This is a genomic window from Streptomyces sp. NPDC019396, assembly GCF_040632375.1.
Taxonomy (GTDB): domain Bacteria; phylum Actinomycetota; class Actinomycetes; order Streptomycetales; family Streptomycetaceae; genus Streptomyces.
Genome location: NZ_JBEYBS010000005.1, coordinates 43,949 through 57,709 on the forward strand (window position 1 = coordinate 43,949; position 13,761 = coordinate 57,709).

The window sequence follows — 13,761 nt, forward strand, 5'->3', positions numbered from 1 at the left end:
ATCGCAGAGGGGACGCATGTCGGAGGCGGAGCAGTCGCAGGACACGGCACCGGAGCCCTCGCGGGACACTGACCAGGACGCCGAGGGCGCCGTGGCGAAGAGCTCTGACGGGGGCTCGGGGACGGACGCCGGCAAGAAGACGGTCAGGAAGACGGCGGAGGCGAAGCCCCCGGAGAGCGCCAAGCCGGACAAGGGCGCCGAGCCCGTTGGCGCGGAACACGCCGACGGCGCCGAGGAAGCCTCTGCCGGCGATGACACGGGCGCGGGTCCGGACACCGGGAGCGGCGACGCCGGGGCCGAACCGGACCGGGCCGCGGACTCCGGCGCGGACGGCGCCGAGGTCTCGCGCGAAGGCAAGGACGAGGCGTCAGCCGCCAAGCGCGGTACAGCGAAGGGCGCGGACACCCACACGCGCAGTGCCGGCAGTGGTGCCGCCGCCATGAAGCCCTCGGCGGAGGGGCGCCTGCTGGGCGGACGCTACCGGCTCGGCGGGGTGCTCGGGCGCGGCGGCATGGGCACCGTGTGGCGTGCCGTCGACGAAATGCTCGGACGCACCGTCGCGGTGAAGGAGCTCCGTTTCACCAGCAGCATCGACGAGGACGAGAAGCGCCGCCTCATCACCCGCACCCTGCGCGAGGCCAAGGCGATCGCCCGGATCCGCAACGCCAACGCGGTGACGGTCTACGACGTGGTCGACGAGGACGACCGTCCCTGGATCGTGATGGAGCTGGTCGAGGGCAAGTCGCTGGCCGAAGTGGTGCGTGAGGACGGACTCCTGACGCCCCGCCGGGCGGCCGAGGTCGGCCTCGCGATCCTCGACGTGCTGCGTTCCGCGCACCGCGAGGGGATCCTGCACCGCGATGTGAAGCCGTCCAACGTGCTCATCGAGACCGACGGACGGGTCGTCCTGACCGACTTCGGGATCGCGCAGGTGGAGGGCGACCCGTCCATCACGTCCACCGGCATGCTCGTCGGCGCACCCTCCTACATCTCGCCGGAGCGCGCCCGGGGCCACAAGCCGGGACCGGCCGCCGACCTCTGGTCGCTCGGCGGTCTGCTGTACGCGAGCGTCGAGGGCTGCCCGCCTTACGACAAGGGCTCGGCGATCGCCACGCTCACCGCGGTCATGACCGAGCCGCTCGACCCGCCGAAGAACGCGGGCCCGCTGGAGGAGGTCATCTACGGTCTCCTGGCCAAGGATCCGGCGCAGCGGCTGGACGACGCGGGTGCCCGTGCCCTGCTGCTCGACGTCATCCGGATGCCCGAGGCCCCGCCTGCCCGGGTGCCCGAGCCGTCCCCCGAGGCGACGCGAGTGGTGCCCCTGCCCCCGCTGCCGCCCGAGCCCGGCGCGCCGGTGCAGGACCGCGCCAAGGAGCGTCCCAGGAACCTCACCAAGGAGCGCACCAAAGAAGCCGCCGACGCGGCTGCCGACCGGGTGCGCAGCGCCCTGCGCTCCGTGCGGAACGCGGCGGCGAAGAACGCGGCGGTGCAGCCCGGGTCCGGCCCCACGGGGGCACCGGGCGCGACCAGCACGCGGACCGCACCCGTGCGGGCGCCGCTCACCGATGTGGTGCCCCGACGCACTCTGGTGATCATCGCGGTGGTCGCCGCGCTGGCCGTGCTCGCGACCGTGCTCGCCTTCGCGTTCAACGGCGACGACGACAAGGCCGGCGGCCAGGGCAAGCCGGGCAACGGCGCGGCGGCCAGCGGCGGTGCCACCTCCGGCGGCGACGGCAAGAACCAGGGCCAGGACAGCACCAACGGCACCAAGGGGGACCCTGACCAGGGAGTCGACGGCGGCAAGGACACCGAGGGCGGCACGGGCACGAGTCCGGGCACGGCAGGCAGCTCGGCCGGGACGCAGCCGTCGGGCGGCCCGAAGCCGGGCGGCCCCGCTGGTGGTGCGGCGGGGGGAATCCCGGCCGGATACACGATGGTGACGAACAGCCAGTTCCACTTCAGCATGGCGTTGCCGGCGAGCTTCCGGATGACCGATATCGCGGGTCAGAACTCGGGCGGCATCTTCAACGCCTCCAAGGGCGCCTTCCCCCGGGTCCAGGTCGACTTCACCGGCAGCCCGGGCGGGGACGCGAAGCTGGCGTGGACGCAGGCGGTCGCGGCCGTGGCGGCCAGCAGCGACGGCTACGACACCCTCAGCATCAAGTCCGTTGAGTACAAGGGCTACCCGACCGCCGCCGACTGGAGCTTCGAGCGCAACCAGGGCGGACAGCGCGTGCGGGTGCTCAATCGCGGCTTCAAGGTCGACGCGGGCCACGGCTACTCGATCATGGTCAGCTGCAAGGCGAGCGAGTGGGGCGGAAAGGAGTGCACGACCCTGCGCGAGACGGCGTTCGCCACGTTCGCCCCCAAGTCCTGAACAAGCCACGTATCGTGAGAGACCGAAGACCGTACGAAGTCGCAAGCAGCCGTTCGGGTGAACGGATTTGACGGTTTCGTAGCGTCTTCGGGACCGGGGGACCGTGCGCTGGTGGGGAGGCGTTCGTGGACGACTACGCGGGACGGGTGCTCGCCGAGCGCTACCGCCTGCCGCTTCCGCCGTCCGACGAGTACGAACTCGTCGAGACCCGCGCCTTCGACACCTACAGCGGTCAGGAGGTCGTCGTCCGGCAGGTGCCGCTGCCGGAGGTCGTGGACGCGGAAGTGCTCGACGCGGCGGCTGCGTCCGGTGCCGCGGGTCCGGCCGGACACGGGTACGGACGGCAGTCGCGCCGTCCCTCCGCTGGTACGAGCCGACGCCCGGCTGATCCAGCGGTGCGTCGGGCCGTCGAGGCGGCCCAGGCCGCGGCGCAGATCCCCGACCATCCACGGCTCGACCAGGTCTTCGACGTGTTCGCGGAGGACGGTTCGCTCTGGATAGTGAGCGAACTGATCGCGGCCCGCCCGCTCGCGGCGCTGCTCGCCGAGAAGCCGCTGAGCCCCTATCGGGCGGCGGAGATCGGCTCGGATGTCCTCACCGCGCTGCGTGCCCTCCATGTGCATGGCTGGACCCACCGCAACATCACCGTCCGCACGGTCCTGGTCTGCGACGACGGCAGGGTCGTCCTGACGGGCCTTGCCGCAGGCGCGGCGGAAGAGGCCCTGTGCGGCTATGCGCCGGTCCCGGACCCGGCCGACCAGGTGATCGAAGCGGACATGGACGAGCCGTCGGATCCGTCGGAACGGGCGGCCGGGCCGGATCCGGCTGACGCGCACGCGCCGTCCCGTGCGGTTCCGGTCCTGCCCTGGCAGCCCGGCGCAGGGACCCCGTACACACCCCCGGCCTACGGCTACGGCTTCGGCGAGGAGTCCGCTGACACATCCGCCACGCCCGCCACGCCCGCCGAGCGTTCCGGCGCCATCGCCGCCTACCGCGCCGGTGCGCGTGCGGCGGGGCGTCCCGGCGAGGGGGCACAGCACGACGAGTCCGGCGACGAGGCGGGCGGCCACGGCGAGAGTGGCCATGGCATCGGGCGGCTGCACCACCCGGGCGTACCCGATGGGCCCGTGCCCGCACCCGTACCCGCTCCCAACTGGTGGTCGCGTCCGGCGGACACGGGCGGTTTCCACGACCTGGTCGATGACGCCGACTATGACGACACCGACGACGACGACTTCGACGGCTACCCGGGCGACCCGCACCGTGCCCGGCTTGCCGGCACCTGGCGCGACGGCCCACGCGGCGGCGCGGACGCCTCCGCACCCATCGCCGCGGGCGGGGGGTCGTCTCCGTACGGCCGCGGACCCTCCGGCACCGACGCGCTGCGCGCCGACGCCCAGCGCCTGCCCGTCCAGGCCCACAGGCCGGGGACCGGCGCCGGCAAGGGCGCGAACACCGGCACCGCGGGCTGGGACGAGGTAGTCGCCGAAGGTCCCGGTGCCCCCGAGTACCGGGGCCCCGCCACCCCACTCGCCGCCGAGCGGGCCCGCCAGGCGCGGATCGCCGTGGTCGGGGCGGTCACCGAACGCTGGGCGCCCGAGCAGGCGGGCCCCGTGCACGGGACCTGGCAACTCGCCCCACCGGTCGGACCCGCCACCGACTTCTGGGCACTCGGGGCACTGCTGTTCCGTGCCGTGCAGGGCCATGCCCCCTACCCAGAGGAGAGCGCGGCTGAGCTGGTGCAGATGGTCTGCGCCGAGCCTCCCGCGTTCGCTGAGGAGTGCGGCCCCCTGCGCCCGGTCGTCGAGTCGCTGCTGCGTCAGGACCCCACCGAGCGCCCTGATGTCGAGGAACTCCGCGGCTGGCTGCGGTCGCTGATCAGGTCCGCGCCCGAGCCCGACGTGGGCACCGCGGTGATACCGCTCCCGTCCGTGGACGGTACGCGGCTGCCCGTCGTACGCCGCCGTGGCGAGCTGGTCCGCCGGCGCCGTGCCGGGCTGCCCGACTCCACTCATGGCAGGCATCGTCACAGGAAGCCCCGTCAGTCCCGTCAGTCCCGTCAGACCCGTCAGTCGCGGGAACCGCGGGCGTCCCGGAACTCGCGTACACCGCACACGGGAAGCCGCAGCCCGCGTTCACTCGGCCGTCTGCTGCTGGTACTGATCCTGCTGGCGCTCGCCGCTGCTGTCGTGTACGCCGTGCTGTTCATGCCCAAGTCAGAGGATCGGACGCCGTCGTCCTCGCCCGCGGGAGCGGTGTCCGACCAGTCAGCGGCCGGTAGCGCGCTCCCCGGTCCCAGCAGCCGCCCGTCCGGGGCCCAGCAGCCTTCAGATGCCCCGGACGACCAGCAGCCCCCGACCTCCACCTCGGCCGTGGATCTCGCCGACGGCTATGTCCTGCGTACCGACCCGGAGGGATTCCGGATCGCGGTCGACAAGACCTGGCAGCGGCGGCCCATCAACGACAGCGGTCAGGTCCGCTACTCCGGCGGCGACTTCACGCTCATCGTCGTGCCGGGCCGGGACTCGGTGCAGGCGGGCGGCTCGGACCCGATGGCCTACCAGCGGGGCACGGAGCGCGAATTGCAGCCGTTCCGGGAATCCACCTGGTCATCGGCATCCGGGCTGCGTCGTATCGACATCGGCAAACAGGCGATGGCCGAGGGACAGTTCACCTGGCAGGACAGCAGCGGACGCGAGGTCTACGTCCGCAACCTCGCGATGATCGTGGGCGATCGCTATCACGTGATCCAGGTCATCGGCCCCGAGGGGCAACGCGACAAGGTCACCGAGATCTACCAGCAGGCGACGAAGGCGTACCGGCCGAGCAGCTGACGCTTTGGTCACGGTAAGTGATCGACGGTCGGGTCGGTGCGGGCCGCCTGACCGGAATGGGGGCCATCGTCCGTCCTGTGCACGGATGGAGGTGACCGCGCGTCGCAACCATCGAGTAACGGTGTGAGTTAGTGAGCCGACCTCTGTTCCCTGTACGTACCTCCCCTTCGTAACCTGTCATTTCAAGGAACGGGGCGGGGGCACGGGTCGCGTGGAGAGCATGAGTACAGGAGCGGGACTGCTGCTGGCCGGGAGGTACCGGCTCACGGAGAGCATCGGTCGCGGCGGCATGGGCAAGGTGTGGCGCGCCCAGGACGAACTCCTGCACAGAACCGTCGCCGTGAAGGAGCTCACCGCCGGGCTCTATGTGTCCGAGGCCGACCGTGCCGTGCTGCACGCCCGCACCCAGAAGGAGGCCCGGGCGGCCGCCCGCATCTCCCACCCGGGTGTGGTCACCGTGCACGACGTCCTCGAGTACGACGGGCGTCCATGGATCGTCATGCAGTATGTCGACGGGCCGTCACTCGCCGACGCCGCCAAGGAGTCGGGCCCGATGGCCGTGGCCGAGGCGGCCAGGATAGGTCTGCACGTGCTGGGCGCGCTGCGGGCCGCGCATGCGGCCGGGGTGCTGCACCGAGACGTCAAGCCCGGGAACGTACTGCTCGCTTCGGACGGCCGGGCCCTGCTCACGGACTTCGGTATCGCCGCCATCGAGGGCGACTCCACCATCACCAGGATCGGTGAGATCGTCGGCTCCATCGACTATCTGGCCCCCGAGCGGGTGCGGGGCGCCGATCCGGGGCCCGCGTCCGATCTCTGGTCCCTCGGCGCCACGCTCTACACCGCCGTCGAGGGCACCTCGCCGTTCCGCCGCACTTCTCCGCTGTCGACGATGCAGGCCGTGGTGACCGAGGAACCGGAGCCGTCCGGGAAGGCGGGCGCGCTGGGCCCGGTCATCACGGCGCTGCTGCGCAAGGAGCCCGAGGAGCGACCGTCGGCCGCCGAGCTGGAACGGATGCTGCTGGAGGCGATGGAGGGGCGTAGACCCCAGGTGGCGCAGGCGTATGTGCCGACGCAGTCGGTGCGCCGGGAGGAGGGCACCAGGGCGGCGACCGCGCATCTGACAGTCCCCGGCGGCCGGCCCCCGGTCCCGCCGCAGCCGCCGGGCTCCGGACCCGGTTACCGGCCAGCGCGCCCCGCGAAGCGGCCCGGTCGCTGGCGCAGGGCGCTGCTCGCCGTGGCCGTGGTGGCGGCCGTCGCCGGTGGCGCGGCATACGCGGCCGTCGAGTACGCGGACGGCGGCACAGGCACCAAGGCCAAAGGGTCCGACTCGTCCACCACGTCCGACGCCGCGAGCGGCGGCGGTGACAACGCCGGGAACACCGGAGGCACTTCGTCCGGGAAGACCCCGAAGGGCTTCACCCGGGTCACCGACCCGGAGGGCTTCAGTCTGCTCGTACCGGACGGCTGGACGCGGCAGCTGGACGGCAACCAGATCGACTACACGCCCGACAACGGGCGCCATCGCATCCGCATCAGCATCGATCCGGAGCCCGACTTCGAGAATCCGTACATGCACATGCTCGACGTGGAGAAGATCGTCGAGAAGCGGCTGCCCAAGTACGACCGGCTGACCCTGCACGCCAACACCTTCCGCGACCATACGGACTCCGCGCTCTGGGAGTTCACCTGGAACGAGACCAAGGACCACCCCGGCGTGCGCCGTGCGATCGACCAGGTCTACTACGCGGATGACGGCACCGAGTACGCCGTCTACATGTCGGGTCCGGCCGGGAGCTGGGTCAAGATCAGGCAGCAGTTCGACACCGTGCTCCAGAGCTGGCAGCCCCCGCCCTCCGACGGCTGACCCAGGTGTACCGGGAAGGCGGAATCCTCACGGGCCATGTCCGTGCCGGCGGAGTGCGGGCGCGTGGCGTGCGCCGACGGCACTGCACGTTCCGTAGCGGGCTCTGAGTCGTAGCGAGACGGCAGCGGGACCGCAGCGAGACGGGAGCGGGACCGCAGCGAGACCGGAGTGAGACCCGGAGAAGAGCCGGGGAAATTGCCGCAGGGGGACCCCGTGGCGGTCGTAAGCCCCTGATCAGGGCTTATCTGCCAGCGATCACTGGCGCGATTGTGTGGAGCTCCCGAAAAGCTGTTACCGACGGGTACCCAAAGGCGTGATTGCGTCATACTCTCGCCCCCATGACGGACTCGCAGGCCCCCGCTCCCCGCTCCCGCGCCCCCCTCGGCACCAACCCGGTCGCCCCCGCCCCTGCCGGGGTGCGCAGCGCCGCCGATGTGGTCACGCCCGAGGTGGTCGCCCAGCTCACCCGTGGTGTCGTCGGCTCCGGCCGCACCGCCAACCACACCCCCTTCACCGGGGAGAAGCTCGCCGATCTGCCCGAGTCCACACCCGATGACGTGGCGGAGGCCTTCGCCCGTGCCCGCGAGGCCCAGCCCGCCTGGGCCGCGACCTCCACGCGGGCCCGTGCCGCTGTGCTGCTCCGCTTCCACGACCTGGTGCTGGAGCGCCAGGCCGAGGTGCTCGACCTGATCCAGCTGGAGACCGGCAAGACCAGGCTGCACGCCCATGAAGAGGTGCTGGGTGTCGCCATCGCGGCCCGGCACTACGGCCGCATGGCGCCGTCGTATCTGAAGCCGAAGCGGCACACCGGCGCCGTGCCGCTGCTCACCAGGACCACCGAGCTGCGTCAGCCGCGCGGAGTGATCGGCCAGATCGCCCCCTGGAACTACCCGCTCGAACTCTCCGTGGGCGACGCGCTGCCCGCGTTCGTCTCGGGCAACGCCGTCGTGATGAAGCCCGACACCGAGACCGCGCTCACCGCGCTGTGGGCCCGTGACCTGCTGATCGAGGCGGGGCTCCCGGCCGGGGTCTTCCAGGTGGTCATCGGGGAGGGTCCGGTCGTCGGCCCCGAGGTCGTCAAGCACGCCGACTACGTCTCCTTCACCGGTTCCACCCGCACCGGACGGGAGGTCGCCCAGGGCGCCGCCGCCCGCCTCGTCGGCGTGTCCCTCGAGCTCGGCGGCAAGAACGCGATGCTGGTGCTGCACGACGCCGATGTCGACAAGGCTGCGGCCGGCGCCATCCGCGCCTGCTTCTCCTCCGCCGGGCAGCTCTGCATCTCCATCGAGCGGCTGTACGTGCACGAGTCGATCGCCGATGCCTTCCTGGAGCGGTTCGCGGCCCGTACCAAGGCGATGCGCCTCGGCCACTCCCTCGCCTACGGGGCCGAGATGGGCTCCCTCGTAGGGGAGCGCCAGCTCGAGAACGTCAAGCGCCATGTCGAGGAGGCCGTGTCCAAGGGCGCGACCCTGGTCGCGGGCGGCGTCCACCGCACCGACATCGGGCCCTACTTCTACGAGCCGACCATCCTCGACGGGGTCGAGGCGCCGATGGCCGTGTGCGCGGAGGAGACCTTCGGGCCGGTCGTCTCGGTCTACCGCTTCACGGACGAAGACCAGGTCATCGAGCAGGCCAACGCCACCGCGTACGGGCTGAACGCCAGCGTCTGGACCAAGGACGGCAGGCGCGGTCACGCGGTCGCCGCCCGGCTGCGCACCGGCACCGTCAACATCAACGAGGGCTACGCACCCGCGTACGGCAGTGTGCGGGCCCCGATGGGCGGCATGAAGGACTCCGGCCTCGGCCGCAGGCACGGCTCCGAGGGCATCCTCAAGTACACGGAGGCCCAGACCGTCGCCCACCAGCGGCTGATGCCCCTCGCCCCGTCCTTCGGCCTGGACGACGAGAAGTACGCGGCTCTGATGAGCACGTCGCTGAAGGCGATGAAGGCCCTGCGTCTTCGCTGACGCCACCGCCACCGCCACCGCCTCCGTCGCCTACGCCAGCCGCCCCATCCGTACCACCCGCACCCGCACCGAGGAGAGCCATGTCCGATCTTCCTGCGTCCTCAGATGCCCGGAACCAGGACGAGAACGACGAGAGCGGCACCGACTCCGCATACGACTACGACGTCATCGTCATCGGCTCCGGATTCGGGGGCTCGGTTTCGGCCCTGCGCCTCAGCGAGAAGGGCTACCGCGTCGGCGTCCTGGAGGCGGGCCGCCGCTTCACCCGCGAGACCCTGCCCAGGAACTCCTGGGACGTGCGCAACTACCTGTGGGCTCCGGCCCTCGGCCTCTTCGGCATCCAGCGCGTCCATCTGCTGGGCAACGTGATGGTGCTGGCGGGCGCGGGGGTCGGCGGCGGCTCCCTCAACTACGCCAACACGTTGTACGTACCGCCGGCGCCCTTCTTCAACGACCCGCAGTGGAAGGGCATCACGGACTGGCAGGAGGAGCTGAAGCCATACTACGACCAGGCCAAGCGGATGCTGGGCGTGCGGCTCAACCCCACCACGACCCCGTCCGACGTGCATCTGAAGGCCGCCGCCGAGGCCATGGGCGTCGGCGACACCTTCCACATGGCACCGGTGGGCGTGTTCTTCGGCGACGGCAAGGACGCCTCCGCCGAGGACGGGACCGGCGGCACGGCGAAGGTCCAGCCGGGCGCGGAGGCGCCCGACCCGTACTTCGGCGGCGCGGGCCCCACGCGCCGCGCCTGCACCGAGTGCGGCGAGTGCATGACCGGCTGCCGGCACGGCGCCAAGAACACCCTCAACGAGAACTACCTCTACCTCGCCGAGAAGGCGGGCGCGGTCATCCACCCGATGACCTCGGTCGTCGCGGTCACCGAGGACGCGCGCGGCGGCGTGGCTGTCAGGACGCTGCCCACGGACAGGAAGCGCAAGGGCGAGGGGCGTACGTTCACGGCACAGCGGGTCGTTCTCGCAGCGGGGACCTACGGCACCCAGACGCTGCTGCACCGCATGAGGGACAACGGGCTGCTGCCTCGTATCTCGGCGCGGCTCGGCGAGATGACCCGTACCAACTCGGAGGCGATCGTCGGGGCCCAGACCGACAACCGCCGCTACCGCAAGGCTCACGGGACCAAGAAGGTCGACTTCACCCGGGGTGTCGCGATCACCTCGTCGATCCACCCGGACGCCGACACCCACATCGAGCCGGTCCGCTACGGCAAGGGCTCCAATGCGATGGGCTTCGTCACCGTCCTGCAGGTGCCCTTCAGTGCCAAGCACCGGGTCGCACGCTGGGCCGCGCACATCACCAGGCACCCCCTGCTGGCGATGCGCGCCCTCTCCAACCGCCGCTGGTCCGAGCGCACCATCATCGGGCTGGTCATGCAGTCCCTGGACAACTCGCTGACCACCTACCGCAAACCGAAGGGCCTCGGCAAGGGCCTGCTCACCGCCCGCCAGGGGCACGGAGCACCCAACCCCACGCAGATCGCCGCGGCCACCGAGGCCGCCACGTTGATCGCCAAGGAGATCAACGGCTTCGCCGGCTCCAACGTCGGTGAGCTTGTGGGCGCCCCGATCACCGCCCACTTCCTGGGCGGCTGCCCGATCGGCGCCTCCGCCGAGTCCGGGGTGATCGACCCGTACCACCGCCTCTTCGGCCACCCGGGGATCTCTGTCGTCGACGGCTCGGCCGTCTCCGCGAACCTCGGTGTGAACCCGTCGCTGACGATCACGGCCCAGGCCGAGCGGGCGATGTCGTTCTGGCCCAACAAGGGCGAGGAGGACACCCGCCCGGAGCAGGGCGCGGCGTACGAGCGTCTGGCACCGGTCGCGCCGAAGTCCCCGGCCGTCCCGGCGGATGCCTTCGGCGCGCTGAACCTGCCGTTCCTGGGGATCCCCGCGGTCCCGCCGAAGAAGTGACCCACCGGGCGACGCCCGGACATCGAGACAGGAGAGAGGCGCTGCACCCCCCTCCGAGTGCAGCGCCTCTCTTGCTCTGTGGCCCGCCCGGCCGTCCACGGACCGGTGACACGTGTCGTGTACACCGCGAAGTCCGAAGTTCCCGGGCGAGGCGTAATCGTTGGTTCCGCATGCATGACGTGTGACCGGCGTGAAGGGTTGTCTCCGCACTCACAGAAAATTTATGTGATGGGCATCACATCCCTAGAGCGGCGGCGGTTGTACTCGTTCCGTGATCTATACACGGACAACCATGCGCACCTCATGCGGGTCGAACACGGTGCTGACACAGCTGACACATGAGTAACGGCTGACGCACCCCACACACCGAGCATGAGGTCGTAGATGAGACGCCTTTCCGCCCCGGCCGCACTGCGCCGCGGCGCAGCCGGTCTGGCCGCCGCCGGACTGCTGACCGTGACCGGTCTTGCCGCCGTGCCCGCGCACGCGGCCGACCCGGACCCGGTCTTCACCCTCAGCGGTCCCTCCGACGTGGGCCTGCACGCGTACCCCGCGTCAGGCAAGCCGAAGAAGGCGGTCGCCGACTTCGAGGTGACCAACCCCTCCAAGGACGAGGAGAAGGGCTCCTACGACGGCGAGTACACCCTCACCTTCGACCTGAGCGGCCTCGCCGGTGTCGCGGACGTCCGCTTCGACCCCGAGGGTGGCGGCAGCTCCGAGTGCAAGATCACCGGAACGCTAGGCGTCTGCCACGACTACGGCATCTGGCCGGGGATCAACGATGTCGCCCGGCTGGAGATCACCCCGGCGAAGGGCAGCAAGGTCGGCGCGTCCGGGACCATCAAGGTCACCGGCAGGGCCGAGGGCGCGACCTTCACCTCCCACTCGACCAAGGTCGAGGTCGGCGGTGTGGACCTGGTCATGAAGCCGCTCAACCTCAAGCAGGAGATCAAGCCGGGCGAGGCACAGCCCGCCAGGCTCACCTTCGCCAACACCGGCACCTCCGCCGCCCCGGCCGTCCTGGTCACCCTCATCCACTCGCACGGCATCGAGATCCCCGAGCGCTACTCCAACTGCGAGTACACCCGGCATGACGACGGCTTCTTCGGGGCGGCCTACTCGAAGACGGTCTGCGTGCTGGACGGCCCGTTCGAGCCCGGCGCGGTCTACGAACTGACCGAGCCCTTCACGCTCAAGGCGGCCAAGCACGCCTTCTACGAGGACTTCGTCTACCGCGTCACCGAGAACAGCCCGAGCGCGCTCAGGGCCGAGCGCGGGGGCGCCGCGTTCACCAGGGGCACCGGCGCACCGCTCACGCTGAAGAAGCAGTCGGCGGCGCCGCGCGGGGCCGACCTGAACCCCTGGGACAACCAGCAGGAGCAGGGGTTCCGCGCCAAGAACACCGCGGACTTCGCCGCCTACGGCACCAGCGTCGCGAAGGCCGCGGCCGGTGAGACGGTCAAGGCGACCATCGGCTTCCGCAACAACGGTCCCGCCTGGGTCGCCTACCTGCGCTCCGGGGAGGACATCGGCACCGTCGATGTGAAGGTGCCGCAGGGCGCCACGGTCACCAGGAAGCCGAAGAGCTGCCACGCCGTCACCACCTCCGGTGACTGGCGTGAGAAGCAGCTCGGCGCACCCCGCTACTTCTGCAACGTCCCGGCGATGGTGCTGGAGAACGAGGACTTCGCCCTGCCCTTCGAGATGAAGATCGAGAAGGTCGTCAAGCAGGCCACCGGCTCCGTCACCGTGCGCAACTGGTTCGAAGGGGAGCCCGCGCTGCACTTCGACCCCAGCATGCGCAACAACACCGCCAAGATCGTCCTGAACGGCAAGGACGACACGGGCTCCACGTCCGGCTCGGGTTCCACGACCAGCTCCGGCGGTTCCACCTCCGGCTCCGGCGGTTCCACCGGTGGCTCGACGGGCGGATCCTCCAGCGGTTCCGCTTCCGGTACCGGGGGCGGTGCGAGCGGCGGCTCAGCGGATTCGGGTTCCACGTCCGGCTCGGGCTCCGGCAGCGGCGGGCTCGCCTCGACCGGCACCACCGCCATGATGGCCGGCGGTGTCGCCGCCGCCGCGCTGGCCATCGGCACGGCGCTGTACGTCAAGACCCGCAGGCGCCCCGCTCAGCGATAGGCACGAGCGGCGGTAAGCCGTCACCCGACTGCGGTCGGCCCCGGGCGTCCCCGGAGCCGACCGCTCTTGGGGTGACCGGGCTGCTGTCCCCTGCCGACCGGTCACGCACGCCGGGGTGAGGTCCCACGGCACACCTGAGGTGCGCCACCCGCCCCGGCGGAGCCACGCGTGGTGCTTTCCTTCGGGGCCCGCCCCTGGCTGGCACGGACACCCGGACCAACGAAGCCCGTGGGGCCCCGGTCACGCGCCGTACGGGTGAGAGAGCGGGGCCCGGCGCCGTTACGTCCCCGTTCGCGCCTCGTCAGACGCGCCCCCGGCACAGCTCCAGCAGCGTCATCGCCAGCGAGGTACCCGGCTTGCCCAGGGCGTCCCGGTACCGGCTCAGCACCTCCATCTCGCGGGAGAGGTTCACGCGGCGGCCGCCCGAGGTGATCCGCGCTTCCTGGATGACGGCCGAGACGGCCATCCGTTCCTGGACCAGGCCGATGATCCGGTCGTCGAGGACGTCGATGCGCTCGCGCGCGTCCCCGATGAGCGCGGCGGCCTCGGGGGTGCCGGCTCCCGTCTCGCGGACGGTGCCGGTGGCTGCGGCGGTGGTGGTGAGGGCCATGATGGAGGGCTCCTTAGCTGTGGATGCCCAGGGACG

General features: G+C 71.2%; 7 protein-coding genes. 6 read left to right on the forward strand and 1 reads right to left on the reverse strand.

Features of this window, described 5'->3' with window-relative positions; translation table 11 throughout:
- Window positions 1-16 precede the first annotated feature (16 nt).
- The 6 genes from ABZ532_RS07230 (at window position 17) to ABZ532_RS07255 (ending at window position 13,115) form a co-directional block, all read left to right on the forward strand.
- The gene (locus ABZ532_RS07230; protein WP_361280175.1) at window positions 17-2,377 is read left to right on the forward strand and encodes a protein kinase; all 2,361 of its coding nucleotides are present in this window, start codon (window positions 17-19) and stop codon (window positions 2,375-2,377) included.
- Between the two features lie 125 nt (window positions 2,378-2,502).
- Window positions 2,503-5,211, forward strand: coding sequence for a serine/threonine protein kinase (locus ABZ532_RS07235; RefSeq protein WP_361280177.1), 2,709 nt, complete (start codon window positions 2,503-2,505; stop codon window positions 5,209-5,211).
- A 220-nt stretch (window positions 5,212-5,431) separates the two neighbouring features.
- Complete coding sequence (locus ABZ532_RS07240) at window positions 5,432-7,078, forward strand: serine/threonine-protein kinase (RefSeq protein WP_361280179.1); 1,647 nt, start codon at window positions 5,432-5,434, stop codon at window positions 7,076-7,078.
- Window positions 7,079-7,416: 338 nt separating this feature from the next.
- Complete coding sequence (locus ABZ532_RS07245) at window positions 7,417-9,045, forward strand: succinic semialdehyde dehydrogenase (RefSeq protein ID WP_361280180.1); 1,629 nt, start codon at window positions 7,417-7,419, stop codon at window positions 9,043-9,045.
- Between the two features lie 80 nt (window positions 9,046-9,125).
- Window positions 9,126-10,976: a GMC family oxidoreductase gene (locus ABZ532_RS07250; protein WP_361280182.1), complete on the forward strand. Its 1,851-nt coding sequence runs from the start codon at window positions 9,126-9,128 to the stop codon at window positions 10,974-10,976.
- A 384-nt stretch (window positions 10,977-11,360) separates the two neighbouring features.
- Window positions 11,361-13,115, forward strand: coding sequence for a peptidase (locus ABZ532_RS07255; RefSeq protein ID WP_361280183.1), 1,755 nt, complete (start codon window positions 11,361-11,363; stop codon window positions 13,113-13,115).
- 301 nt (window positions 13,116-13,416) lie between these two features.
- On the opposite strand, the gene ABZ532_RS07260 is transcribed toward ABZ532_RS07255, so the two are convergent.
- Window positions 13,417-13,725 carry a chorismate mutase gene (locus ABZ532_RS07260; RefSeq protein WP_361280185.1) on the reverse strand — a complete coding sequence of 103 codons (309 nt, stop codon included), beginning with the start codon at window positions 13,723-13,725 and terminating at the stop codon, window positions 13,417-13,419.
- Window positions 13,726-13,761: the final 36 nt, after the last annotated feature.